The 24685-nt window shown below is 74.5% G+C and carries 20 protein-coding genes; 9 read left to right on the top strand and 11 right to left on the bottom strand.

What is annotated here, in order from left to right; genetic code table 11:
• Positions 1 to 163: 163 nt before the first annotated feature.
• Positions 164 to 1609, bottom strand: coding sequence for a glyceraldehyde-3-phosphate dehydrogenase (locus ACGFS9_RS04440; protein ID WP_393250768.1), 1446 nt, complete (start codon positions 1607 to 1609; stop codon positions 164 to 166).
• 553 nt (positions 1610 to 2162) lie between these two features.
• On the opposite strand from ACGFS9_RS04440, the gene ACGFS9_RS04435 reads away from it, so the two are divergent.
• Positions 2163 to 3368: a GNAT family N-acetyltransferase gene (locus ACGFS9_RS04435; RefSeq protein ID WP_393251257.1), complete on the top strand. Its 1206-nt coding sequence runs from the start codon at positions 2163 to 2165 to the stop codon at positions 3366 to 3368.
• Positions 3369 to 3471: 103 nt separating this feature from the next.
• Here ACGFS9_RS04435 and ACGFS9_RS04430 read toward each other — a convergent pair whose 3' ends face one another.
• Positions 3472 to 4251 (bottom strand): DeoR/GlpR family DNA-binding transcription regulator, encoded by a 780-nt coding sequence (locus ACGFS9_RS04430; RefSeq protein ID WP_393250766.1) that lies wholly within the window; start codon positions 4249 to 4251, stop codon positions 3472 to 3474.
• A gap of 120 nt (positions 4252 to 4371) precedes the next feature.
• Between ACGFS9_RS04430 and ACGFS9_RS04425 the strand changes: the two genes are divergently transcribed.
• Both ACGFS9_RS04425 and ACGFS9_RS04420 read left to right on the top strand, forming a co-directional pair.
• Positions 4372 to 5253 carry an SIS domain-containing protein gene (locus ACGFS9_RS04425; protein WP_393250764.1) on the top strand — a complete coding sequence of 294 codons (882 nt, stop codon included), beginning with the start codon at positions 4372 to 4374 and terminating at the stop codon, positions 5251 to 5253.
• A 39-nt stretch (positions 5254 to 5292) separates the two neighbouring features.
• Positions 5293 to 6159 (top strand): ketose-bisphosphate aldolase, encoded by an 867-nt coding sequence (locus ACGFS9_RS04420; protein ID WP_393250762.1) that lies wholly within the window; start codon positions 5293 to 5295, stop codon positions 6157 to 6159.
• Positions 6160 to 6523: 364 nt separating this feature from the next.
• On the opposite strand, the gene ACGFS9_RS04415 is transcribed toward ACGFS9_RS04420, so the two are convergent.
• The gene (locus tag ACGFS9_RS04415; RefSeq protein WP_393250760.1) at positions 6524 to 7678 is read right to left on the bottom strand and encodes a methyltransferase; all 1155 of its coding nucleotides are present in this window, start codon (positions 7676 to 7678) and stop codon (positions 6524 to 6526) included.
• Between the two features lie 58 nt (positions 7679 to 7736).
• Here ACGFS9_RS04415 and ACGFS9_RS04410 point away from each other — a divergent pair, with 58 nt between their 5' ends.
• The 3 genes from ACGFS9_RS04410 (at position 7737) to ACGFS9_RS04400 (ending at position 10411) form a co-directional block, all read left to right on the top strand.
• Positions 7737 to 8402, top strand: a complete 666-nt coding sequence (locus ACGFS9_RS04410; RefSeq protein ID WP_393251256.1) for an alpha-ketoglutarate-dependent dioxygenase AlkB family protein — start codon at positions 7737 to 7739, stop codon at positions 8400 to 8402.
• Positions 8403 to 8617: 215 nt separating this feature from the next.
• Positions 8618 to 9856 (top strand): ROK family protein, encoded by a 1239-nt coding sequence (locus tag ACGFS9_RS04405; RefSeq protein WP_393250758.1) that lies wholly within the window; start codon positions 8618 to 8620, stop codon positions 9854 to 9856.
• Positions 9857 to 10111: 255 nt separating this feature from the next.
• Positions 10112 to 10411, top strand: coding sequence for an SHOCT domain-containing protein (locus tag ACGFS9_RS04400; RefSeq protein ID WP_393251255.1), 300 nt, complete (start codon positions 10112 to 10114; stop codon positions 10409 to 10411).
• A gap of 500 nt (positions 10412 to 10911) precedes the next feature.
• Here the strand turns inward: ACGFS9_RS04400 and ACGFS9_RS04395 are convergent, their stop codons facing one another.
• Entirely contained in the window at positions 10912 to 11427 is a 516-nt protein-coding gene (locus tag ACGFS9_RS04395) for an ATP-binding protein (RefSeq protein WP_393250756.1), read from the bottom strand.
• 205 nt (positions 11428 to 11632) lie between these two features.
• A complete protein-coding gene (locus ACGFS9_RS04390; protein ID WP_393250754.1) occupies positions 11633 to 11956 on the bottom strand; it encodes a hypothetical protein in 324 nt (107 codons plus the stop codon).
• Between the two features lie 311 nt (positions 11957 to 12267).
• Here ACGFS9_RS04390 and ACGFS9_RS04385 point away from each other — a divergent pair, with 311 nt between their 5' ends.
• Positions 12268 to 13392: a PLP-dependent cysteine synthase family protein gene (locus ACGFS9_RS04385; RefSeq protein ID WP_393250752.1), complete on the top strand. Its 1125-nt coding sequence runs from the start codon at positions 12268 to 12270 to the stop codon at positions 13390 to 13392.
• A gap of 350 nt (positions 13393 to 13742) precedes the next feature.
• Here ACGFS9_RS04385 and ACGFS9_RS04380 read toward each other — a convergent pair whose 3' ends face one another.
• Positions 13743 to 14573, bottom strand: a complete 831-nt coding sequence (locus ACGFS9_RS04380) for a DeoR/GlpR family DNA-binding transcription regulator (RefSeq protein WP_393250750.1) — start codon at positions 14571 to 14573, stop codon at positions 13743 to 13745.
• Positions 14574 to 14850: 277 nt separating this feature from the next.
• Between ACGFS9_RS04380 and ACGFS9_RS04375 the strand changes: the two genes are divergently transcribed.
• Entirely contained in the window at positions 14851 to 17253 is a 2403-nt protein-coding gene (locus tag ACGFS9_RS04375) for a hypothetical protein (RefSeq protein ID WP_393250748.1), read from the top strand.
• On the opposite strand, the gene ACGFS9_RS04370 is transcribed toward ACGFS9_RS04375, so the two are convergent.
• From ACGFS9_RS04370 to ACGFS9_RS04355, 4 genes are all read right to left on the bottom strand, one after another.
• On the bottom strand, positions 17223 to 19649 hold the full coding sequence (locus tag ACGFS9_RS04370) for a right-handed parallel beta-helix repeat-containing protein (RefSeq protein WP_393250746.1): 2427 nt from the start codon (positions 19647 to 19649) through the stop codon (positions 17223 to 17225). The two genes, ACGFS9_RS04375 and ACGFS9_RS04370, sit on opposite strands and share 31 nt — an antisense overlap.
• Positions 19650 to 19821: 172 nt before the next feature.
• Entirely contained in the window at positions 19822 to 20427 is a 606-nt protein-coding gene (locus ACGFS9_RS04365) for a hypothetical protein (protein WP_393250744.1), read from the bottom strand.
• Positions 20428 to 20581: 154 nt separating this feature from the next.
• Entirely contained in the window at positions 20582 to 21412 is an 831-nt protein-coding gene (locus ACGFS9_RS04360) for an MOSC domain-containing protein (protein WP_393250743.1), read from the bottom strand.
• Positions 21413 to 21457: 45 nt separating this feature from the next.
• Entirely contained in the window at positions 21458 to 21889 is a 432-nt protein-coding gene (locus ACGFS9_RS04355; protein ID WP_393250741.1) for a DUF6643 family protein, read from the bottom strand.
• Positions 21890 to 22183: 294 nt separating this feature from the next.
• On the opposite strand from ACGFS9_RS04355, the gene ACGFS9_RS04350 reads away from it, so the two are divergent.
• A complete protein-coding gene (locus ACGFS9_RS04350) occupies positions 22184 to 23449 on the top strand; it encodes a TerD family protein (RefSeq protein WP_393250739.1) in 1266 nt (421 codons plus the stop codon).
• Positions 23450 to 23468: 19 nt separating this feature from the next.
• Here ACGFS9_RS04350 and ACGFS9_RS04345 read toward each other — a convergent pair whose 3' ends face one another.
• Positions 23469 to 24644, bottom strand: a complete 1176-nt coding sequence (locus tag ACGFS9_RS04345) for a glycosyltransferase (RefSeq protein ID WP_393250737.1) — start codon at positions 24642 to 24644, stop codon at positions 23469 to 23471.
• Between the last annotated feature and the right edge of the window lie 41 nt (positions 24645 to 24685).

The following is a 24685-nucleotide window of genomic DNA, read 5'->3' as shown; positions in this document are numbered from 1 at the left end:
CGGCTCGGGGCAAGGGGCGGGGGAGGAGGCCGGCGGGGGCCGGAACCGCGTGCCGCCGGGCGGAGGCCGTGCGGCGCTCCGGACCCCGGTCCGCCTGCCGGAACCCCGGTGGTGGGCCGCCCGCCGCTTGGACGGCGCGGCCCACCCCGGGTCCTTGCCGACGTCAGGCCGCGGGAGCCGGGTACGTCGGGTACTCGACGCCGGAGACGTGCTGTACGACGCGGATGACCTGGCAGGAGTAGCCGAACTCGTTGTCGTACCAGAGGTAGAGGATCGCGTTGTCTCCGTCGACCTTGGTGGCACCCGCGTCGACGATGGAGGCGTGGCGCGAGCCGATGAAGTCGCTCGACACCGCGTCGGGTGCGCTGGTGAAGTCGATCTGGCGCTTGAGCGGCGAGGTCAGGGAGACGTCGCGCAGGTGGTCCAGGACCTCCTCGCGGGTGGTGTCGCGGCCCAGGCGCAGGCTGAGGATCGCGATCGACACGTCCGGTACCGGCACCCGGATCGAGCTGCCGGTGATCGGCGCGTCGAGGTCCGGCAGCGCCTTGGCGACGGCGGAGGCCGCGCCCGTCTCGGTGATGACCATGTTGAGCGGCGCGGAGCGGCCGCGGCGGTCGGAGCTGTGGTAGTTGTCCAGCAGGTTCTGGTCGTTGGTGAACGAGTGCACCGTCTCCACGTGGCCCCGCAGGACGCCGTACTCGTCCGCCATCGCCTTCAGCGGCGGCACGATCGCGTTGGTCGTGCAGGACGCGCAGGACAGGATCTGCTCGTCCGGCTTGATCGTGTCGTGGTTCACGCCGTGCACGATGTTCGGCACGTCGCCCTTGCCGGGCGCCGTCAGCACGACCTTGTCGATGCCGGGGCGCAGGTGGTTCGACAGGCCCTCGCGGTCGCGCCACTTGCCGGTGTTGTCGATGAGGATGGCGTCGCGGATGCCGTGGACGGTGTAGTCGACCTGGGACGGGTCGTCGGCGTAGATGACCTTGATCTCGTTGCCGTTGGCGATGATCGTGCTGTTCGCCTCGTCGACGGTGATCGTGCCCTGGAACTGGCCGTGGATGGAGTCGCGGCGCAGCAGCGAGGCCCGCTTGACGAGGTCCCCGGCGCCGCCGCGGCGGACGACGACGGCGCGCAGTCGCAGGCCGTTGCCCGAGCCCGTCTTCTCGATGAGCAGGCGGGCGAGGAGGCGGCCGATGCGGCCGAAGCCGTAGAGGACGACGTCGCGTCCCTCGCGGCGCTCGATCTTGTTCTCGCCGGTGGCGCCGGACACCGCCTCGGCGGTGAACTCCTCCACGGACAGGCCGCGGTCGTCCGCCCGGTAGGTCGCCGCGAGCATCCCGAGGTCGATCTGCGAGGGGCCGAGGTCCAGCGTGCTGAGGGTACGCAGGAACGGGAGCGTGTCGGTGACCGAGAGCTCCTCCCCGGCGATCTGCCGGGCGAAGCGGTGGGTCTTGAGAATGCTGACCACTGACTTGTTCACCAGGGAGCGGCTGTGCAGGAGGATCGTGACGTCCTGCTCCCGGTGCAGCCGGCCGATGATCGGGATCATCGACTCCGCTATCTCTTCGCGAGTCTTCCAGTTGGTGAACGCGTCGTCGTTGACAGTCACAGAATCATCTTTCGAGCTAGGTGGCGCTCATATGCTAACCCGCTCCCCGACGGTGATCGTTCACGCGGTGGCCACCTGGCCCCCGACCCGGGGCCCCGGCTGCGGCGGGGGGCGCGCCGGGGCCGCCCTCCCGCGGTGTGACCGCGGCTGTGGCCCGCGCGCCGAAAGCCGCCCGGCATTCCGGTGCGGGCCCGGCGCAGCCGCCCCCCGGGGGCGCGCCGGGGTGGCCGTGAGCGACCGGGGCCACCCTCGCCCAAAAGTCCCCGACCTCCGCTCTCGACCTCTTCGGTGCGGTAGGCACCCTTGACAGCGTGCGTACTGTTTCGCGACGTTTGAGCCCCGCCAATTGCCGCGGGTCTCGACGCTCGACCGGGGGGGCGGGTCGCGGTGCGGCGCGGATCGGCAGACATCGGAGAAGTGGCAGGACGCGGACAGCGCGTCACGGGGGGAGCTGTCGCCCATGCGGTCCATCAACGACGATCCACACGCCTCGACGGCCCGGGTCGAGCCCGGGCGTCCCACGCGGCACCCGCGGAAGGGCGGTCGGTCCGAGGTGGAGATCACCCACCACGCGCTCGACGGGCTGAGCGCCCCGTTGCGCGATGCCTGGCACCGGGCGATGGACGAGTCGCCCGAGTACGCCAACCCCTTCCTGGCGCCGGAGTTCGCCACCGGCGTCGCCCGCTTCCGGAGCGGGGCCCGGGTCGCCGTGCTGCACGGCGGCGGCGGGCCCGTCGGCTTCCTCCCCTACGAACGCAACGCCCTCGGCGTCGGCAGAGCCATCGGCCTCGGTCTGTCCGACTGCCAGGCGCTGGTGCACAGACCCGGGGTCACCTGGGAGCCCCGGCAACTGCTGCGCGCCTGCGGGCTGTCGGTCTTCGAGTTCGACCATCTCGTCGAGGGGCAAAGGCCGTTCGGCCCCTGGGTTACGGGGACGTTCGCCTCCCCGGTGGTCGACCTGAAGCCGGGGGACGGCGGCTACCCGGAGTGGCTGCGCGGCGCGTACCCGGGGCAGGCGAAGACGACGCTCAAGAAGGAACGCAGGCTCGCCCGGGACGTCGGCGCGGTGCGCTTCGTCTTCGACGAGCGCGACCCCCGGATGCTGCGCACGCTCATGCGGTGGAAGTCCGCCCAGTACCGCAGGACCGGACGGATGGACCGCTTCGCGCGCCCCTGGATCGTGGATCTGGTGGACCACCTCTTCGCGGTCCGCGAGGAGCACTTCACCGGCGTCCTGTCCGTCCTCTACGCCGGTGACCGGCCGGTCGCCGCACACTTCGGCCCCCGGTCCCGCAGCGTCCTCGCGGCCTGGTTCACGGCCTACGATCCGGCGTACCACCGGTACTCGCCCGGGCTGATGATGCACCTGCGCACCGCCGAGGCGGCGGGCCGCAACGGTGTGAGCGTCCTGGACCTCGGGCGGGGCGACAAGGAGTACAAGGACTGGCTGAAGACCCGCGAGCTGCGCGTGGCCGAGGGCTTCGCCCATCGCCCCCACCCCGTCGCGGCGGCCCACCGGCTGTGGCGCCGTCCCGTGCGCGGTCTGCGCAACACGGTCCTGGCCCATCCCGAACTGCGCGAACCCGCCGACCGGCTCCTGCGGACGGTGGGCAACCTGCGCGCGGCGGGCGGCGCGCGCATCGGAGCGGGGCCCCGCACCCGGGAGCAGGCACCGGGCGCGCACGTCGCCGGCGCCCCCGCCGGCGGAGCGGACCCCCGCCCGGACGGGACGGGGCCACGCGCGGGCGGACCGGGCTGACGGACCGGCGGATGCCGTGCGGCGTGCGCCCCGGCCGGCGCGCGGAAGGCCAGGGCGGGGCGGGGCGAGTGGCGCGGGGGAGCCGGGTGGGCCGGGTGGGCCGTCAGGCCGTGACGACCTCCACCCCCGCCTCCTCGAACCGCCGCGCCGTGGCCGAGGGCACCTCCGTGTCGGTGACCAGGGTGCCGACGCTCTCGGCGGCGCAGATCCGGGCGAACGCGCGCCGTCCGAGCTTGCTGGAGTCGGCCGCCACGATCACGCGTTCGGCGCGGTCGCACAGCAGGCGGTTGACCGCGGCCTCCGCCTCGTCGTGGGCGGCGGCACCGTGCTCCGCGTCGAAGGCGACCACGCCCAGCACCGCGACATCGAGGGTGACCTGCCCGAGCACGCCGTCCGCGAGCGGACCGATCAGCTCGTAGGACTGCGGCCTGGCGACCCCGCCGGTGACCACGATCTTGAACTGCGGGCGCACCGCCAGCTCGTTGGCGATGTTCAGGGCGTTCGTGACCACGGTCAGGGCGGGAGAGCCCGACGCCAGGTCCGGCCGCACCGCCAGGGCGCGGGCCACCTCCGTCGTCGTCGTGCCCCCGGTGAGGCCGACCGCCTCGCCGGGAGCCAGGAGGCCGGCCACGGCCGCGGCGATGCGCTGCTTCTCGGAGGCGTGCCGGGCGGTCTTGTAGCGCAGCGGCAACTCGTACGAGACGCCGTGCACCACCGCCCCGCCCCGGGTGCGGACCAGCATCTGCTGGTCCGCGAGCTGGTCGAAGTCCCGCCGGATCGTCGCCGCCGACACCTCCAGCCGAGCCGCCGCCTCCTCGACGTCGAGGCGGCCCCGCTCCACCAGCAGTTCCAGCAGCGCCTTCCACCGGGCGTCGCGCGACATCCGCCTCTCCCTTGCTCGATCACGGTGACCCTAGCGCACCCCGATGAGCATGCAATGCTTGATTGTGCTCGAAAGTTCGCTATATCTTGCACGAACGAGCATCCGTGGGAGGGGTACGGCATGACACATGTCGAGGACGAGCTGACCAGCCAGCCAGAGTGCTGGGTCCGCGCCGCCGACGAGGCCGCGGGGCACCGCAGGGTGCTGCCCGCGGCGGGGGAGCGAGTGGCGATCGTGGGATGTGGCACCTCGCTGTTCATGGCGCAGGCCGCGGCCGCGCTGCGCGAGGGCTCCGGGCAGGGGGAGACGGACGCGTTCGCGGCCTCGGAGTACCCCGAGGGCCGGGCGTACGACCGCGTGGTCGCGCTCACCCGCTCCGGGACGACCACCGAGGTCCTGCACCTGCTCGCGCGGCTGCGCGGGCGGACCCGTACGACCGCCGTCACCGCCGACCCGCACACCCCCGTGGCGGAGCACGCGGACGACCTCGTCGTGCTCGACCACGCCGACGAGCGCTCGGTCGTGCAGACCCGGTTCGCCACGACCGCGCTCACCCTGCTCCGGGCCCACCTCGGCCTGCACACCGACGCCGCCGTCGCCGACGCCCGCACCGCCCTCGACACGCCGCTGCCCGAAGGGCTCGTCGAGGACGCGCAGTTCACCTTCCTCGGCCGGGGCTGGACCGTCGGCCTGGCGAACGAGGCCGCCCTGAAGATGCGCGAGGCGTCCCTGTCCTGGGCCGAGGCCTACCCGGCGATGGAATACCGCCACGGACCCGTCAGCGTCACCACGCGCGGCACCGCCACCTGGATGCTCGGCGAGGCGCCCGAGGGACTCGCCGAGCAGGTCCGCGGGACCGGAGCCCGGTGGATCGCCGGCGGCCTCGACCCGCTCGCCGAACTCGTGCGCGCCCAGCGCCTCGCCGTGGCCGTCGCCGAGGCCAGGGGCCTCGATCCCGACGCGCCCCGCCACCTCACCCGCTCGGTGATCCTGGACCGCTGACTGGCCCGACCCCTACGGACAAGGAGAAAGGAGCCGGTCGTGCCCCTCGCGTCAACCGGTGAGCTGGTCGCCCGGGCCGCGGCGCGGCGTACCGCCGTCGCCGCGTTCAACGTCATCACCCTGGAGCACGTCGAAGCCGTCGTCGCCGGGGCGGAGACCGCCGCCGCGCCCGTCGTCCTCCAGGTCAGCGAGAACGCCGTCGCCTACCGCCGCGGCCGGCTGCTCCCGCTGGCCCGGGCCGCCCGCGCCGCCGCCGAACGCGCGGCGGTGCCCGTCGCGTTGCACCTCGACCACGTTCGGCGCGACGACCTGCTGCGGCAGGCGCCGGCCGCCGGATTCAGCTCGGTGATGTACGACGCCTCCCGCCTGCCGTACGAGGCAAACCTCGCCGCCACACGCGCCGCCGCCGACTGGGCACACGCCCAGGGACTGTGGATCGAGGCCGAGTTGGGGGAGGTCGGAGGCAAGAACGGCGAGCCGCCGCGTGACGCGCACGCCCCCGGAGCGCGCACCGTACCCGGCGAGGCGCGCGCGTTCGTCGCCGACTCCGGGGTGGACGCCCTCGCCGTGGCCGTCGGCAGTTCGCACGCGATGACCTCCCGGACCGCCGTCCTCGACCACGCCCTGCTCAAACGGCTGACCGCCGCGCTCGACGTGCCGCTCGTGCTGCACGGCTCCTCCGGCGTGCCCGACGACGCGTTGCGGGCGGCCGTCGAGGGCGGCATCGCCAAGGTCAACGTCGGCACCGCGCTGAACATCGCGATGACCCGCGCCGTCCGGGAGTTCCTCACCGCGCGTCCCGACGCCGTCGACGCGCGCGGGTACCTCGACGCGGGGCGGCAGGCCATGGCGGAGACGGTGGCCGGATTCATCGGTGTGCTGCGGGGCCCGGGCTCCTCGCCCTAGCGCCGTGACCGGAAGGGTGCGCCGGACGGCTCGCGGCGTCCGGTGCGGTGCTGCGCACGGCGGAGCGTCGACCGCGCATGGAATCCACTCGGGTGATGCGACGACGCGGTGAGAGGCCGTGCCGGGCGCCGCGAGCCGGTGAACCCTTCCGGTCAGGGCACCAGCCGCGCCGTCCTGCGTGGCCGTTCCCCTCGCGGGCCGCAGGCGGCGACCGCCGCCGCGACGGGCCGCGGCGGGAGGGACGCGCGGCGCGGCGGACGTCCCGGGTCCGCGGGACGTTGCCCGCGGCCGTCGCAGCCCGATCCCCACGCCGCCGACGGGGTGTGCCGGCGAGCCGGCGCCCCGCGGGGGAGGGCGGACGGCGCTACCGGCCGGCGTCCTTCCGCACGGCCCGCAGGATGACGAACTTCGCGTCGCTCGCGACCAGTTCACTGTTGCCGAAGAGGCGCCGCAGCTTCAGGTGGTACCCCAGGTGACGGTTGCCGATCACCCAGAGTTCCCCGCCGGGCCGCAGCGCGGCCCGCGCGCCGGAGAACATCCGCCAGGCGGTCGAGTCCGTCGTCGCCTGATGGGAGTGGAACGGCGGGTTGGTCACCACGAGATCGACGCTCCCGTCCGGCACGCCCGCCAGACCGTCCGCGACCCGGAACCCGGCCGTGCCCGCGACGTTCGCCCGGTACGTCGCCTCCGCGGAGGCGACCGCCTGGAACGACTCGTCGACGAACAGCACGTCGGCCTCCGGATCGGACAGCGCCATCGCCGTTCCGACCACGCCGTTCCCGCACCCGAGGTCGACCACGCGCTGTGCGCCCCGCACGCGCGGCAGATGCCCGAGGAGGAACCGGGTGCCGATGTCGAGGCGGTCGGCGCAGAACACGCCCGCGTGGTTGACGACCGTGCGCCCGGACATGACGCCGATGCCGTCGGGCAGCCGGTAGGTGAGCGGCCAGGGGTTCGCCTCCCGCACGATCCCGGGGGCCGGGGTGCAGAAGACGAGCCGGGCCTTCTTCTCGGCCAGTGACGTGCGGGTCGGCCCGATGATCCGCTCGAACAGCCGCAGCGTCGAGGTGTGGATCTCCTTGACCATCCCGGTGCCGACCACCACGGTCCGCTCGTGCACGGCGGGCGCCAGCCGGTTCAGCTGGTCCTCCAGCAGGGCCAGGCTCTTGGGGACCCTGACCAGCAGCACGTCGATCCGCTCCGGCGGCGGGTCCTGGGTGGTGAGCAGCCGTACCGCCGATGCGTCGGCACCGGCCCGCGCCAGGTTCGCGCCGGTCGCCTGCCGGGTGAGGTGGGAGTCGGTGATCTGCACCGGTCCTGCCGCCGACAGCGCGGTGGTGAGCGCGCCCCACCGGTCGCCGACGATCACCACCGACCCCTCCAGGGGGATCGCGTCGTCCGCGAGGTGCCGCAGCAGGTAGGTGTCGGCGGCGTCCCACGCGCGCAGCCGGTCGCGCGGGTCCTCCGGGAATCGGGTGAGCCGGTGCTCGCCCCAGGGGCTGGTCATACGGTCGGTCATCGTGGGTCAAGGCTAAGGGACGCGGTTCGGCGGGGTGCGCGAGGATGGAGGCATGCCGATGGACGCGGAACTCTTCCCCCGCAGCCGCCGGGAGATCGCCCCCGGCGCGGTCCACCTCCCGGACTGGCTGGACGCGGACGTCCAGCGGCGACTCCTCGCGGACTGCCGCTCCTGGGCCCGGCCGCCGGCCGGCCTGCGCACGGTCCGCACCCCCGGCGGCGGCACCATGACCTCCCGGCAGGTCTGCCTGGGCCTGCACTGGTACCCCTACGGCTACGCCCGCACCGTCGTCGACGGGGACGGATCGCCGGTCAAGCCGTTCCCCGCGGCACTCGGCGAGCTGGGCCGGGCGGCGGCGCGGGACGCTCTGGGCGACGACGCCGCGCGGGACGGCGGACCCGCGTACGACATCGCGCTGATCAACTTCTACGACGCCGACGCCCGCATGGGCATGCACCGCGACAGCGACGAGCGGTCGGACGCCCCGGTGGTCTCCCTCAGCCTCGGGGACACCTGCGTGTTCCGGTTCGGGAACACCGAGTCGCGGACCCGCCCCTACACCGACGTCGAGCTGCGCAGCGGCGACCTGTTCGTCTTCGGCGGCCCGGCACGGCTCGCCTTCCACGGTGTGCCACGGGTGTACGGGGGCACGGCGCCACCGGAGTTGGGACTGACGGGACGGCTGAACGTCACCCTGCGCGTGGGTGGCTTCCAGGGCGTGTGAACGTCCCGTCCGCCGCGCGACGCCGTGCCCGCCCTCACCCGCACCGAGCGAAAGCCCCGCACGTCCACGCACGCGCCGGGAACGCGCCGGCCGGCGCCGCCCGGGCGCGTCCCGGCGGGCGCCGCCCGACTCCCGCACGGACCCGGCCCGGTCGCGTCGGGACCGCTCCCACCGCAAGGCCGCCCGCAGGAGCGGATCATGGGAGACTCACCCACATGAACGGCAAGGAGGGCTCCCGGACGGCGGGGGACGGGACCACGCGGACACGGCTCGACCGGGGGCGCGGCGCGCTCGGACCGGCCCTGGAACTCGTGCACACCGGACGCGCGCCGACGCGTGCCGTACTCACCGCCGAACTGGGCGTCACCCGCGCGACCGCGGGCGCCGTGGCCGCTGAGCTGGAGGCCCTGGGGCTCATTCGGGTCGACGCCCGGCCCGGTGCCGCCGCCGGTTCCCAGGGGAGGCCCTCGCACCGGCTCGAGGTCGCCGAGGACGGGCCGGTCGCCCTCGCCGCGCAGGTGCACGCCGACGGGTTCCGCGCGGCTCTGGTCGGCCTCGGCGGGCGGATCGTGGCGACCGCCCCGGGCTGCGAGGCGGTCGACGCCGATCCGGCCAAGGTGCTGGGCTCGGTCGTCGACGCCGGCGCCGACCTGCTGCGGTCCACCGGCCGCCGCTGCGTGGGCGCCGGGCTCGCCGTGCCCTCGGCGGTCGCCGAACCGGAGGGGCTCGCCCTCAATCCGCTGCACCTGGCCTGGCCGGCGGGCGCCCCGGTGCGGCAGATCTTCGCCGAGCGGGTGCGCGCGGCCGGGATCACGGGCCCCGCCTTCGCAGCCAACGACGTCAACCTCGCCGCACTCGCCGAACACCGGCACGGCGCGGGCCGCGGCGCGCGCGACCTGCTGTGCGTGGCCACCGGGCATCGCGGCGTGGGCGGCGCGCTCGTGCTCGACGGCCGTCTGCACACGGGCAGTTCGGGACTCGCCCTGGAAGTCGGACACCTCACCGTGAACCCCGAGGGCCGCCCCTGCCACTGCGGCAGCCGCGGGTGCCTGGACGTCGAGGCCGACCCGCTGGCCTTCCTGACCGCCGCCGGCCGCACGCCCGGCCCGGAGATGTCGCTGCTCCAGCAGTCGAACGAGCTGATCCGCGACGCGTACGCCGACCCCTCCGTCCGCCGGGCCACCGAGGCGCTGATCGACCGCCTGGGCTTCGGACTGGCGGGCCTCGTCAACATCCTCAACCCGGACCGCATCATCCTCGGCGGACTGCACCGCGCCCTGCTGGACGCCGACCCGGACCGGCTGCGCGCCGTCGTCGCCGACCGCAGCCTGTGGGGACGCAGCGGCGGCGTGCCGATCCTGGCGTGCACCCTGGACCACAACAGTCTGGTGGGAGCGGCCGAACTCGCCTGGCAGCCGGTGCTGGACGATCCGCTGACGGCGCCGGCCGCCTGACCGCGCCGCGCCCCCCGCGGCCGCTTTCGCCCTGTCGGGAACGGGGCCGCCGCGGAGCGGACGCCCGAAACCCGTCCCCGGGCCGACGCCGCCGGGGGCCGACGGTGGAAGCAGACGCGGGAGCAGCCCCTACCTCCCGCGACGTAGGCGCACGGCCGCCGGGCGTACGACGACCCGGCCTCCTCTCCGGGGCGATGCTCGAAGCATCACCGGAACCCGCGCGGCAGAGCGCGGCCCACCGAGGAGATGACCGAGATGCAGACCCTGGCGCACTGGGACGGCGGACCCGGCCCGTGGATCCTGTTCCTCCCGTTGATCTGGGCGGCCGTCGTCGTCGGCGTCGTGACCGTCCTGCGGCGTACCGCACCCCGCGGGCGGCCCGGCCCGTGGCGGGCCGGCGCCCTCGGCGGCGACCCCCGTCCGGCGGGCGACGCACCGGTCGCCGTGCTCGGTCGGCGCTTCGCCTCCGGGGAGATCGACGAGGACGAGTACTGGCGGCGGCTCTCCGTGCTGGACGAGCACTTCGGTTCCGCCGGCCGGGGCGGACCGGGGTGAGGACCGCGGCCCTCGCCCGCGACGCCGTCCCGGTCACGGGGCGGTGCGCGACCGGCGCTGCGGGCGCCCGGGGCGGCGGGTCGACCCCGCCGAGAAGGACACCGGCGAGGCATCGTCGGGGCACCGGGAGGCGGGGTGCGGCCGGAGCCCCGGCCGCCCGTGCCGGCCGGCCGACCAGCCGGGCCGGTGGGCGAGTTGGCGATCGGAGCGCTGCCGCCACCCGGTCGTGGACTCGTGGGACGCCGGCTCCCGGCCGGCACCGGTCCGCAACGACCCGGGCCCGCCCTCGGCGACACGATCGGCCGGCTCGCTCTCTCGCCGGTAGCGCGGGAGGTGAGGAGCAGGGGACCGCGCGGGCGGGGCGCGAGGACGCGGCCGGCGCTGCGGCGGGTGCCCCGGGCGGGCCCGGCCGTCCCGCCCGTCCTCGCCGCCGGGCGATCCCGTCGCCCCCGTACCGCACGTGGACCCGTCCCGGGCACGTGCCGCAGGTCACCGCCCGGTCAGCCAGCAACGGCCGACCGGGCGGGAGCGGGTTCCGCCCTGAGGACGTCGACGGTCTGCAGCAGTGAGGGCTCGCAGGAGATGTCGTACGGAGTGCGGAGCGTGGACGCCACGACGGGGGCCGTGGCCGGGAGCGTGAACCAGACGACCTTGCCCGACTCGCCGTCCGGCCGGACGCCCCAGCTCTCGCTCATCGCGGCGACCATCGCCAGGCCGCGCCCGCAGGTGGCCGCGGCGTCCGCCGCCCGGATCTCGGGCAGGCGCGGGTCGTGGTCGTGCACCGAGACGGTGAGCGTGTCGAGCAGCAACTCGATCCGCACGGTGCACTGTTTGTCGGGCCGGGCGTGCAGATGCACATTGGTCAGCAACTCGGTCACGCCGAGCGCGGCCCGGTCTATCAAGGGGTCCAGATGCCAGTAGCGCAACTGCGCAGAGACGATTCTGCGGACCTGGCCGATCCGCGACGGCAGGGCTTGGAGCTCCACCGCGCAATGCCTGCTTGGCTGGCTGATCACGGCTGCGACTCCCCGAATTGAGGTCCGGAAGAAGACGAGATCGGATCCAGCAGAGCGGCTCAGGGGAACGCCGCCTGCTGCGGTGACCGGCGGGCTGGTTCGCAGCGTTATCGCCGGTAGACCCAGAGTAGTGAAGTGACATCAGAGTGACGCAGGGGGCGCCGTCCTGCAACTCGCGGTGCCTCGCCGGCCGTGGCCGACCGCCTCAGCGGCCGTGTCCCGCCGCTCTGCGGACCGCCTCCACGAACCGGCGGGCCGAGGGCGGCCCCGGCGTGCCCGGGGCCGGATCGTGCTCGCCGAGAACGAGCGAGTAGCGGGTGCCGTTGACGTCGGCAGACGCCCGGTCCTCGTGCCCGAACCACGACCGCGACGCGCGCACCGCCCGGACCGGGGCGCTGTCGATCTCCGTGCCGTAGCTGGTGAGCAACTGCAGCCTGCCGTCGCTGATCCGGACCTGTCCGGCCCGGGTGAGCGAGCGCAGCCGCTTCCCGATCCGCACGCCCGTGGCCGTGAACTCCGGCTCCGCCATGCCGCTCCGCCCCCTTGCGCCCCGGCTCTGTCCTGTGCTGGTTCACGGCGACCGCGTCCTGGGCGATCGCCCCGAGTGGCAGTCTGCCCGCAGGCGGCGCCCAGCACCAGTGCGCACGGCGAGGCGCTCGGGGCGCCGGGAGCAAAGGCCGGTATGCGCCCCCTCGGCGCACGCCCCGGTGGCGGACCCAGCGGGGCCTTTGAGGTGCTCAAAGGTGTGTTTATGCAGGTGAGAAGCGTGCGGAAGGTGTTTATGATCGAAGCGGCCGACCAGTCCCGGCGGCGTCGGTGCCAGGCGTGAGGAGCCCAGCCGTGAGTACACCCGAGCAGATCCGGACCGGTCGAACCCTTGATGTCGACCGTACCGACGAGGCCTACCGGGGCTGGCTCAAAGACGCCGTCCGCAAGGTGCAGGCGGACGCCAACCGTTCCGCGGACACCCATCTGCTGCGCTTCCCGCTGCCCGAGGCGTGGGGCATCGATCTGTACCTGAAGGACGAGTCGACCCACCCGACCGGCAGTCTGAAGCACCGCCTGGCCCGCTCCCTCTTCCTGTACGGCCTGTGCAACGGATGGATCCGCCCCGACCGCCCGGTGATCGAGGCGTCGAGCGGTTCCACCGCCGTCTCCGAGGCCTATTTCGCGGACCTCGTCGGCGTGCCCTTCATCGCCGTCATGCCCCGCACCACGAGCCCGGAGAAGTGCCGCCTGATCGAGTTCCACGGCGGCCGGTGCCACTTCGTGGACGACTCGCGGCGGATGTACGAGGAAGCCGCGGCGCTCGCGGTCGAGACCGGCGGCCACTACATGGACCAGTTCACCTACGCGGAACGCGCCACGGACTGGCGCGGGAACAACAACATCGCCGAATCCATCTTCCGCCAGCTGGAGTTGGAGCGGTTCCCGGAGCCGGCGTGGATCGTCGCCACGGCCGGGACCGGCGGCACCTCGGCCACCCTCGCCCGCTATGTCCACTACATGCAGGCGGACACCCGCATCTGCGTCGCCGATCCGGAGAACTCGTGCTTCTTCGAGGGCTGGACCACCGGCGATCCGGACGTCACCTGCGACTGCGGATCGCGGATCGAGGGCATCGGCCGGCCGCGCATGGAGCCCAGCTTCGTACCCGGGGCCGTCGACCGCATGATGAAGGTCCCGGACGCTGCCAGCGTCGCGGCCGTGCGGGCCCTGGAACAGGCCATCGGGCGCAAGGCGGGCGGTTCCACCGGGACCGGTCTGTGGAGCGCGCTCAAGATCGTCGCCGAGATGGTGGCCGAGGGGCGCACGGGCAGCGTGGTGACCCTGCTGTGCGACCCGGGCGACCGCTATCTCGACAAGTACTACTCGGACGCGTGGCTGGCCGGTCAGGGTCTGGACATCGCCCCGTACGCGGAGGCGATCCGCTCCCTGCTGCAGACGGGCGTCTGGCCGGAGTGAGCCGCGGTCCGGCCGCTCGTGCCGGTCCCGCGTGAGCGCGAGGCGGTGATGGTCCCGGGCCGTCACCGCCACGCGGAAGCCGCGGCCCGGCCGGTCCCCGGGCAGACGCGCCGGCGCACAGGCGTCGCGCCGCCGTCGGGGCCTCCGGGCCCGTGTCCCCGGCCGGCGGGCGCCGGTCGCGCCTCCTCGGCGAGCGCCCGCGTCCCGGGGGTGCGCGGCACGTCCACCCGGCGGGACCGCGCCGGGACCGCTGCGACGGGCGGGACCTTCTCCGCGCGTAGGGCGCCGCCTGCGGCGGGACCCCGGCCGGCTCGGCCGGTGACGCAGGCGTGCCGGATTCCGACGGGCCGTCAGATGTCGGTGTCGTCCTCGGGCTCACCGGCCACGATCAGCCGCCGCAGGTGCTCCGAGATCTCGGCGCGGGCATCGGCCGGCAGCCCGGCGTCGGTCACGAGCGTGTCGATCTGCTCCAGTGCGGCGAACGAACTCAGGCCCACCGTGCCCCACTTGGTGTGGTCGGCGACCACGACGACCCGCCGCGCGGACTGCACCAGCCGCCGATTGGTCTCCGCCTCCGCCAGGTTCGGCGTCGACAGCCCGGCCTCCGGCGAAATGCCGTGCACCCCGAGGAAGAGGACGTCGAAGTGCAGCGTCGCGATGGCCTGGTCGGCCACCGGACCCACCAGCGAGTCCGACGGCGTGCGGACACCGCCGGTGAGGACCACCGTGGCACCCCCCTGGCGCTGGCCCGCGGTGCGCTGCGCGGAGTGGAAGACGTCCGCCACCCGCACCGAGTTGGTGACCACCGTCAGATCCGCCACGTCCAGCAGCCGGTGGGCCAGCGCGTACGTCGTCGTGCCGCCGGACAGCGCGATCGCCGAACCCGGCACGACCAGTTCGGCCGCGGCCCGCGCGATGTCCTCCTTGGCGGTCAGTTCCAGACCCGACTTGGCCTCGAAGCCCGGCTCGTGCGTGCTCGCCTCGGCCACCGGGACCGCGCCGCCGTGCACCTTCTCCACGGCACCCTGACGGGCCAGCGCGTCCAGATCACGCCGGACCGTCATGTCGGACACGCCGAGCCGGCGCGTCAGTTCGTTGACCCGGACACCGCCGCGGCGGCGCACCTCGTCGAGGATCAGGGCGCGGCGCTGCTCCGCGAGGAGGTTCTGATTCTCACTCACGACCGCACGGGTCCTTTCGCCGCTGCCTGCCCGACACTCCGTCCGAACCCACTCCCACGTGGACGTTCTCCTTGCCCGAGGGTGGAGGGGTCCCATCCTCGCACGGGACGCCGAGGGCCGCGCCACTGCCCGCACGCCCGCCGGCACCCCCGCCGCGGCGGCGCATTCACACGTATCGGGGAGATTCGGCGCGTTCCTCTGTCCACGGCGCGAGCCGGCCGCGATCCTTGTTCCTGGACATGACACGCAGGGCACGCACGAACCGGGGGTGCCGGCCATGGAACGCGCACCGGAACGCAACGCCGGCGATGGGCCCGCCAGACCCTTACCGGGGCCCCCGGCGGCGGACATCGCCCTGGAGCTCCTCGTCCACGGGGTGGGCGGCGCCACGCCCGAGGCCATGCTGAAAGACCCCCGGACCGTCCGCGTCACCGGCGACGCGACGGCGGCCGTCTTCCGCCGCGCGGCCGACGTCCACGCCGAGGAGCACCCCGAGGCCCACCGCGGCGCACCCGTCCGCGAGGCGTACGTGTGGTGCAACCTCACCTCCGGCAACGGCGCCCGCGCCCTGTGGCTCCTGCTGCTGCCCTTCATGGTGGTCAACCTCGCCCACTGGATGCGCCCGGCCTCCCACCGGCACCCGCGCACCGTCCGCCTCTACGGCCTGCTCGTCCGCCTCGCCGGACTCACCCTCACCGTCCTGTTCGTCGCGGCCGCCTGCGAGGTGGCCCTGGACCTCGCCGCCTGGCAGTGCGCCGGCACCCGCGTCTGCGTCCGCAACCACTCCTGGCTCGGATTCCTCTCCCCGGACCGGCCCGACGCCGGATGGTGGAGCGCGCCGGGACGGCGCCTGGCGCTGGCCGCCCTGGTCCCCGCCGCGCTCACCGCCCTGCTCTGGTACCTCTCCCACCGCACCTGGAGCGCCTACGAGTCCCAGCAGCCGATGTCCCGCCCGGCCGAGCCCGAGGAGGAGACCGACGGCACCGGGCTGGGCCGTCCCGGGTTCTGGTACGGGCGGCGCCTGGTGGCCAGGCTGCGCGCCGCGCACACCGCCGCGGGATTCCTCACCGTCGCCGCCGCCGTGGCGGCCCCGGCCACCCGCCACGATCACGCCCCGGGCGGCCCCGCCCCGCTGGACGCCCTCGCCACCCTCCTCGACGCGGCGCTCGTACTGGGCGCGGCCGTCGTGCTGTGGGTGGTCTGCCGCCGAGGCCGCAGCGAGAACCGCATCGACCGGGGACGCGACGTGACCCTCGTCCGCCTGCTGCCCCAGGGCGCGATCGTCCTCCTCGTCCTCACCCTCGTGTACGCGGGCTGGTCACGCCCCGGCTGGCAGGCGACCGGGCGCCTCGCCGGGGACGCGACGTTCGGCGGCCTCGCCCTCGTCCAGGGACTGCTCGTCGTCGCCCTCGGCGTCGTCGCCCACGTCCTGTACCGCACGAACCCCGGCACCCGGACCGCGGCCGGAGAGCCCGCGGGGCCCGCCGACCCCCGCACCGCGATGCGCGGCCTCGCCGGCCCCGCCGTCGCGATGCTCGCCTGCGCGCTGGGCGGTGTGATGTCCGGCGGCGTCTCCGGGCGGGTCGCGGACTGGCTCGACGGCACCCGGCACTCCATCCCCGGCCCGCCCGTCCTGCTGACCTGGCAGGCGTCCGCCATCCCGCCCCTGCTGCTGATCCTGCTGGCCGTCCTCGCCCGCCTCTCCCGGCGCACCCTGCGGCTGCGCCGCCGCGAGATGAGCGCCGTCGAACGGGACTACCCCGGCGAACCCAAGGACACCACCCGCACCCGGCGCATCGCGAGCACCCGCGTGATGGCCGGGCTCACCGACCGTGCGCCGTTCGTCGTCGGCGTGCTGTCGTTCGCGACACTGCTCCTCGGAGCGGGCGCGGTGGCCGGGGCGTTCGCCACCGGCGCCACCCCGAGCGCCGCCGCGCGCGGCCGTCACGCGCTCGTGCACGGCGGGGCCGAGACGGCGCAGGCACTCGGCTCATGGCTCATCGGACTCGGCTTCATACTCTTCGTCACCTGGGGCCGCCGCGCCTACAAGGACCCCGCGGCCCGCCGCACGATCGGCATCCTGTGGGACGTCGGCACGTTCTGGCCGCGCGCCGCCCACCCCTTCGCACCGCCCTGCTACGCCGAGCGGGCGGTGCCCGACCTCACCTGGCGGATGGCGACCTGGACCCGGGCCACCGGCGGCCGGCTCGTGCTCTCCGGACATTCCCAGGGCAGTGTGCTGGCCGCCGCCGCGGCCTGGCAGCTGCGGCCCGAAACCCGCGGCCGGATCGCGCTGCTCACCTACGGTTCACCGCTGGAGCGCCTCTACGGACGGTGGTTCCCCGCCCACTTCGGGCCCGCCGCCCTGGCCGCACTGCACCGGGAGATCGCCTGCTGGCGCAACCTGTACCGGCCGACCGACCCCATCGGCGGTCCCGTCCGGCTGCCCGGCGACTGCGGACCGGAGGTCGACCACGCGCCCCTGAAGGACCCGCTGGCCTACGGCCGCACCGAACGGCAGCCGCTCCCCGCTCCCGTCCTCGGCCACTCCGACTACCAGGCGGACCCGGCCTTCGCCGCCGAGCGCGAACTGCTGCTGGCCCGGCTGCGCACCGAGGTGCCCGCCCAGCGACCGCACGAGCAGGGCCCTCAGGACGGCTCCGGGAGATCCTCCGGGTAGAGCAGGGTCAGGTCGTCCGTGCTGGGCTCCGCCAGCTGCGCGACCCGGCCCGCGTGCCGCTCCACCATGGCCTCGAACGTCTGGCGGGCGGTGCGGCCGTTGCCGAACGCCGCGCCCCTCGGGATCGCCGAGAAGTACTTCAGCAGTGCCTCGGCCGTGCCCGGGCCGAGGCGGTACTCGTGCTCCTCGGCCTGCTGCTCGACGATGCGCAGCAACTCGTCCGGCAGGTAGTCCTGGAAGGTGATGGTCCGTGAGAAACGGGACGCCACACCGGGGTTGACCGACAGGAACCGCTCCATCTCGGCGGTGTAGCCGGCGACGATCACGACCACCGCCTCGCGGTGGTCCTCCATCAGCTTCACCAGCGTGTCGATGGCCTCCCGGCCGAAGTCGCGGCCCGAGTCCTCCGGCGACAGCGCGTACGCCTCGTCGATGAACAGCACACCGCCGCGCGCCCGGTCGAACGCCTCCTGGGTGCGGATGGCGGTCGATCCGATGTGCTCACCGACCAGGTCCACCCGGGACACCTCCACGAGATGGCCCTGCTCCAGCACGCCCAGTGAGGCGAGGATCTCGCCGTAGAGCCGGGCGACGGTCGTCTTGCCGGTGCCGGGGGAGCCGGTGAAGACCAGATGCCGCCGGGCGGAGGCCGCCTTCAGCCCCGCCTCACGGCGCCGCCGGCCCACCTCGATCATGTCGGTCAGGGCCCGCACCTCGCGCTTGACGTTCTCCAGGCCCACCAGCGCGTCCAGTTCGCCGAGGACGTCCTGCGAGGCGCGGGCCTGCGGGGCGGGCTCCGGCTGGGCGGCGGGCGGCTCGGGGTCGGCGAGGCGCCGGCCGGGGATCGTTCCGAGCAGGCCCGCGGACGGGCCGGAGGTCTCGACGGCCCGCTCGTGCGCCGGGGCGTGCAGCCCCGTGCTCTCGTCGCTCGCGCAGTCCTCGACGCTCGGACCGGCACCGGGTGCCGCTCCGTCCGCGAACTCGTAGCCCCCGCGGGCACATCGCTCCGTGCGGCACTTGCGCAGGGTGGCGCGGCAGCCGTCGATCACATGGAAGCCGTAGCCCCCGCTGTCCGCCACCCGGCAGTCGACGAAGCTGCCCCGGCCGTCGGCCGACACGTAGAAGCCGGCCTCGGCGGGCGAGGTGACCGTGCAGCGCTCGATGCTCGGGTCCGCGCCCTTGGTGACGATCACACCGGTCTGCGTGCCGTCGACGACGCAGCCGGACAGGGTGCCCCCGCTGCCGTGATCGCGGAACCACGCCCCGGTCGCGGCGTCCCGGATGCGGCAGTCGTCGAGTTGCGCGGTGGCGCCGTCGCTCACCGAGACGGCCGTGTTGCGCACCTGGGAGATGTCGCTGTCCACCACGTCCGCGCGCGATCCGCGGTCCAGGACGAACAGCGCGTCCGGCACGTCGTGCACGCGGCACGAGTCCAGCACCGCCGTCGCGCCGTCGCTCACCCACACCGCGGGGTAGTCGCCCGTGCTGTCGAAGATCTCGCACTGGTTGGCGTCGACCCGGGTGCCCGGGTCCCAGACCGACAGCCCGTTGCGGCCGAACTGCCGCACGGTGGTGCGCGTCAGGGTCAGGACGGAACGGGAGCGCAGGTCGACCGCGTTCTCCGGGATGTCGTGGATACGGCAGTCGGCGAGCGTGAGCACCGCGTCCGTGTCCAGGGTGACGCCGTCCGCGGTCGTACGGTGCACGTCGCAGTCCGTGAGGTGGGCCGTGGCGCGCGACGTGATCTGCACACCGGAACCCCTGACCTCGTACACCTCGCACCCCACCGCCTCCAGCGACGCGTTGTCCCCGGTCGCCGACAGGCCCGCGCCGGAGGTGTGGTGCACGCGGCAGCGCTCCAGGCGCGGGCGCGCGCCCCCGCGGACGAGGACGCCCGACTGGCCGGCCGCGACGACCTCGCACTCCTCGAACACCCCGCCTCCGCCGTCCAGTACGGCGATGCCGACGCCCCCGGGATTGTCGACCGTGCAGCGGCGCACAGTGGGGCGGGCGCCCCCGCGCACCTCGATCCCGGCCGAGGAGCGCGTCACGATCCGCACGTCCAGCAGTTCGGGCGTCCCCTCCTCGACGAGCAGTGCGGGGGCGGCGGAGTCCTGGCCCTCCACATGCAGGTCCTGGACGACGGCCGAGGCCCGCACCGTCAGCGGCACACCGTCCACCGGCGCGATGCGCACGGAACCGGGCGAACCCTCCGGGCCGCGCAGGGTCACCGAGCGCTGCACGACGAGGTTCTCCCGGTACGTGCCGGGAGCGACCGTGAGGACGTCGCCCTCGGCCGCCGCCTCCAGGGCGGCGGCCAGCGATGCGTACTCACCCGTGCGGCGCCGCCACCGCGAGGTTCCGGTGTGCGTCACCTGGACCGTGCCCTGTGCCATGGCGCTGTCGTGCCCCCACCTCGTCGTACGCGGGTCCTGCGAGGCCGTGCTGATACCCCGTCGGAGGGGGATCCGGCCTCTGCCGGACAGCCTCTCACGACGGTGCGGGTCGGCGCGGCCGGTCCACCGTAGCGTGCGCGGACGGGGCCGGCCGACCGCGGCGGGCGGGCCGTCAGCTGCCGGTGCCCGCCTTGCCCCAGTCGGGCCCCGCCTTGTCCCAGGCGCGGTCCCAGCACGCGTAGCGCCTGCGCACGAGCTGCCACAGGATCAGCCGACGTCCGCACTCCACGCATCCCGCCGTCAGCACGGCCGCGCCGAATCCCGCCAGAACGGCGTGCGTGGTGGCGGTGGCGTGGTCCAGCGGGCGTCCTACGGGGTGGCCGTGACGGTCGGTCCAGAGCCGGAAGCGGGAACCCGGGTGCGGCGATGCGAGCCCGGTGGCGACGACGCCGTGCCGGGGGGTGCCGCCGGGGCTCCTCCAGTGGGCCAGGACGCGGGTGCGGACGCCGCGCGCCGTGGAGCTCTCGGGGTCGCTGCGCGCGGGGTCCTGCCCGAGCGTCCTGACGACGGTCGCCGCCACCGGGTGGCGGTCGGTCCGCTGGTGCCGCACGGCCCGCTGCAGGGCGCCGTCGGCCGCGACACCCGTCGCCGTCCCGGCCAGGGGTGCCCCGAGGACGACGATCAGGAGGGTGACCAGGGCCAGCCATGCCTCGACGAGGTCCGTGGCACGGCGCAGCGGGTTGTGCCGCCAGCGCCAGAGCCCGACGACCGAACGCAATGTCCCGCACCCCCTTCCGCAACCCCGCCGGCCCCTCGCCGGCACGCCCCCGGAGACCGGGGAACCCGCAGCGCCGTCGCCCCGCCCGTCTTCCCCGGGCGACCCGACGGCTCCAACGAACCGGCCCGCCGCGGGGGTTCCCCCCCCGGGCGGGTCAGCCGAGGACCGTGACCGGGTCGCCGAGGCGCAGCGTGCCGCGGGACTCGGGCACCAGATTCTGCCCGAAGACCAGCTTCCCGGCGAGGCGGCGCCGGCGGGCGAGCGTGCGCAGCGGCTCCTTGCCGCGCAGCGCGGTGTCCTGGTCGGTCGTGGTGACGACACATCTGCCGCACGGGCCGGCGACGCGGAAGACGACCTCGCCGACCGCGACACGATTCCATCCGTCCTCGGCCCACGCCTCGGTGCCGGCGACCACGGCGTTCGGCCGGAAGCGGCTCATCGGCACGGGACCCTCGCCGGAGTGATCGCCCTCCGCGATCGCGGAGTTGAGCGCGTCGAGCGAGCCCAGCGTGGTGAGCAGGAGCGGCCGGCCGTCGGCGAAACTCACGGTCCCGCCCGCCGGCCCGGCCCGCGCGTCCATCGGCCGGCTCACGGCGGGGTCGTCCATGTGGGCCAGCCGCACCTCGGTGCCGAGATAGGCGCTGCACCACGCGTGGGCCTCGGCGTCGGCGAGCACCGCCGGCACCCTGTCGCCGAAGATGTCCACGGTCGTCGCGGCCCCGGGGCCGGGAGCGGGGACGGCGACGTCCACCGGGGAGACCGTCCCGGCGGACAGGCGAAGGCCGCCGCCCGGAAGTGTCCCGGCGGCGGCCAGCGCCAGACGCGGCTGCTCTCGCTGCGTGACGACCTTTCCCCCGTCGTCGATCAGGACCCAGCGCCGGTCTCCGGCCAGCCCCCAGGGCTCCACCTCGGCCTCCCGGAGCGACTGGGCCCGGAACGCCTTGACCGGATGGACGTGGATCGAGTGCAGTACCGCGTTCCCCATGGCCGCCATGGTGCCAGCAGGCACCCGTGGTGCGGCGCGAAGGGGTCAGTACCCGCGGTACTGCTGACCGTTGTACTGCTCCTGGTACGCGGCCGGGGCGGGGCGGGGTGCGGCCGGCCGCATCGCCTCGTAACCGGTGTTGGCCGCCATGGGGCGGGGTACCTGCTGCTGCGGGCCGGGGTAGCCGCGCGGCGCGCCCGCCTGCTGGGGGATGTACGGAGCCGGCGCCTGGTGCAGCGGTGCGGGCTGCGGGGCCTGCTGGTAGCCGTACGAGGCGGCCTGGTGCGAGGGTCCGGCCGGCAGCGCGGGGAGCGCGGACGGCAGGGCCGGGAGATGGCTGCCCGAGTCGTAGGCGGAGGGGACGCGGATCGGGGCGATCTGAGGGGTGCCCCGCTCGGCGACGAGCGAGTCGTAGATCGGGGTGTCCTGGAAGGCGGAGTAGTAACCGCCGCCATAGGTGGAGCGGGGGGAGGTCATGGCACATAAGTTAAGCCCACGATGTGCTGGTTGGGGAGACCGATAAGAGGGTTGTTTTCCGTGCCCGCGGTGACCTGGGATCCCCAATGCGAGCGAACTTGGGAAAAAAGGACGCCGAGGCGGGTTCTGATCGTGTAAAGGCCGAGTTCCTTGCGGGTTACCGCGGGTCCGCCGCCGATCTTCCCGCCCGGCCCGGAGCGCCCGGGCCACCCGGGGGATTAGGTTGGGGCGGGAAGGAGCCGGCGTTCCGCGCGGGACCCGGTTCCGGTCTTCGGACACGCGATGGGGGCGCCAATGACCATGTCCAAGGGAGCGAATGTTCCCGTCCCGGCGAGCGCGCTGCGCGTCGAGCTGAGCCGGCGGTCCGGCCCCGGCGTGCCCGACGCGGACGCCTCCGCCCTGCTGCTCGCCGGCGGGAGGGTCCGCTCCGACGACGACTTCGTGTTCTACAACCAGACGGCGCACCCGTCGGGCGCGGTGCGCCACGAGGGGAAGCGGACCGCGGGCGGCGAGGTGACCGACGTCCTGTTCGTCGACCTGCCCCGGGTGGAGTCCGTGATCGACAACGTGGTGCTGGCCGCCTCCGCGGACGGGGGCACCTTCGGACGCGTTCCCGGGCTGCGCATCCGGGTCCTCGACGCGGCGTCGGGCGCGGAGATCGCCCGGTTCGACAGCACCGACGCCACGGTCGAGACCGCCTTCGTGCTCGGCGAGTTCTACCGTCGCCAGGGCTCCTGGAAGTTCCGGGCCGTGGGTCAGGGCTACGACAGCGGCCTCGCGGGGCTGGCCACCGACTACGGCATCACCGTGGACGAGCCGCGACCCGCGGCCCCCGCCGCCCCGCGGGTGCAGGCACCGCCGCCGCCCGCCGCCCCGCCGCCCGTCACCGCTCCCCGGCAGCCCGCGGCCCCACCGGCGCCCGTCCGCCTGTCCAAGGTGACCCTCACCAAGGACGCGCCCTCCGTCTCCCTGAGCAAGCAGGGCGGCACCGGCGGTTCCCTGCGCGTGAACCTCAACTGGCAGGTGCGCAAGCAGTTCTCGGGGTGGGGCAGCAAGCGGGGCCGGGCCGCCGCGATGCACGCCGACCTCGATCTCGACCTGTGCGCCCTGTACGAACTCGGCGACGGCCGCAAGGGAGTGGTCCAGGCCCTCGGCAACGCGTTCGGCTCCGTGCACCAGCCGCCGTACATCCACCTCGACGGCGACGACCGCACCGGTGCCGTGGACACCGGCGAGAACCTCACCATCAACCTGGACCACAAAAGCGACTTCCGGCGCATCCTCATCTTCGTGACCATCTACGAGGGCGCGCGTTCCTTCGCCGACCTGCACGCCACCGTGACCCTCCAGCCACTCCACGGCGCCCCGATCGACTTCTCCCTCGACGAGTGCACCGTCCCCTCCACCGTTTGCGCGCTCGCCCTCCTCACCGGCAACGGCACCGACCTGGTCGTGCAGCGCGAGGCCCGCTACCTGGTCCCCGAACGGGGCGTGAGCCCCCAGCGCACCGTCGACCACGCCTACGGCTGGGGCATGAACTGGACGCCCGGCAGGAAGTGACCCGCCGTGCCGCCGTCGCTCACCCCTCGTCGACGGCGGCGCCGGGCCGGGCGTACGTCCGGCCCTTCCAGGCGGCCCCGCGCCCCCGGTGGTGCTGCACGGCGGAGTCCACCGTCATCAGGAGGTAGAGGAAGGCCGTGAGCGGCAGCAGGGGAGCGAGCCACCGGGGCTGCCCGTAGTAGCGGAGCATCGGCAGGTACGTCGCCGCCATCAGCGACCAGGCGAGCCCGCCCGCGACCGCCGCGCCCGGGTCGCCCCCGGCGAGCCCGGCCGCCAGCGCGACGGGCGGCACGAGATAGACGAGGACGATGCCGGCGACCGTCCCGGCGAGCAGCGCGAGACTGTGCCGCAACTGGGCGTACGCGCTGCGTGCGACCATCCGCCACAGGTCGCGCAGCCGCGGGGAGGGGCGCACGCTGTCCACCCGGTCGGCCAGCCCGAGCCAGATCCGGCCGCCGGCGCGCTTGACCGCCCGCCCGAGGGCCACGTCGTCGATGACCGCGTGCCGGATCGCGTCCGGGACGCGCGCCCGCTCGGCGGCGTCGGCACGCAGCAGCACGCAGCCGCCCGCCGCGGCGGCCGTCCGCGCGCCGTCCACCGCGATCCGGCGGAAGGGGTAGAGCTGCGCGAAGAAGTACACGAACGCCGGCACCACGAGGCGCTCCCATCCAGTGCGCACCCGCAGCCGCGCCATCAGGGAGACCAGGTCGAAACCGCCGGTGCGGGCCGCCGCCACCAACTCGCGCAGGCTGCCCGGCCCGTGCGCGATGTCGGCGTCCGTGAGCAGCAGGTACTCGGGCGCCCGCTCGCGGGCGAGGCGGATGCCGTGGCGCACGGCCCACAGCTTGCCCGTCCAGCCCGCCGGCGGCTCGCCGGGCGAGGCCACGGTGAGCGGCAGGCCGCCGTGCGTCCGCGCAAGTTCCCGCGCCAGTTCCCCGGTGCCGTCCGAACTGCCGTCGTCCACGAGGAAGATCTCGGCCGGTCCCGGATAGTCCTGGGCGAGCAGCGAGGGCAGACTCAGCGGCAGCACGGGGGCCTCGTCGCGGGCGGGCACCACGACACAGACGCGCGGCCACCGCGGCGGGTCCTCGCGGCGGGGCAGCCGCACGTCGGTGCGCCAGAAGAAGCCCTGGCACAGCAGCAGCCACAGCCACGCGGCGAGTGATCCGACGGCGGTCCAGGCGAGGGCGCTCACCCGCCGCAGTCTGCCCCACGGCGGCGGGCCGCCGGGGCGGA

The organism is Streptomyces sp. NPDC048566, from assembly GCF_043199735.1.
Lineage (GTDB): Bacteria > Actinomycetota > Actinomycetes > Streptomycetales > Streptomycetaceae > Streptomyces.
The sequence above is the reverse complement of the archived record's forward strand: the minus strand, read 5'-3'. Positions and strand labels throughout refer to the sequence as shown.

Coding starts and splice junctions, on each gene's coding strand:
- ACGFS9_RS04430 (WP_393250766.1), bottom strand. CDS start 4,251: ATGTCGCGCGACGCCCGGTGGAAGGCGCTGCTGGAACTGCTGGTGGAG.
- ACGFS9_RS04425 (WP_393250764.1), top strand. CDS start 4,372: ATGACACATGTCGAGGACGAGCTGACCAGCCAGCCAGAGTGCTGGGTC.
- ACGFS9_RS04415 (WP_393250760.1), bottom strand. CDS start 7,678: ATGACCGACCGTATGACCAGCCCCTGGGGCGAGCACCGGCTCACCCGA.
- ACGFS9_RS04410 (WP_393251256.1), top strand. CDS start 7,737: ATGGACGCGGAACTCTTCCCCCGCAGCCGCCGGGAGATCGCCCCCGGC.
- ACGFS9_RS04405 (WP_393250758.1), top strand. CDS start 8,618: ATGAACGGCAAGGAGGGCTCCCGGACGGCGGGGGACGGGACCACGCGG.
- ACGFS9_RS04400 (WP_393251255.1), top strand. CDS start 10,112: ATGCAGACCCTGGCGCACTGGGACGGCGGACCCGGCCCGTGGATCCTG.
- ACGFS9_RS04390 (WP_393250754.1), bottom strand. CDS start 11,956: ATGGCGGAGCCGGAGTTCACGGCCACGGGCGTGCGGATCGGGAAGCGG.
- ACGFS9_RS04375 (WP_393250748.1), top strand. CDS start 14,851: ATGGAACGCGCACCGGAACGCAACGCCGGCGATGGGCCCGCCAGACCC.
- ACGFS9_RS04370 (WP_393250746.1), bottom strand. CDS start 19,649: ATGGCACAGGGCACGGTCCAGGTGACGCACACCGGAACCTCGCGGTGG.
- ACGFS9_RS04360 (WP_393250743.1), bottom strand. CDS start 21,412: ATGGGGAACGCGGTACTGCACTCGATCCACGTCCATCCGGTCAAGGCG.
- ACGFS9_RS04355 (WP_393250741.1), bottom strand. CDS start 21,889: ATGACCTCCCCCCGCTCCACCTATGGCGGCGGTTACTACTCCGCCTTC.
- ACGFS9_RS04350 (WP_393250739.1), top strand. CDS start 22,184: ATGACCATGTCCAAGGGAGCGAATGTTCCCGTCCCGGCGAGCGCGCTG.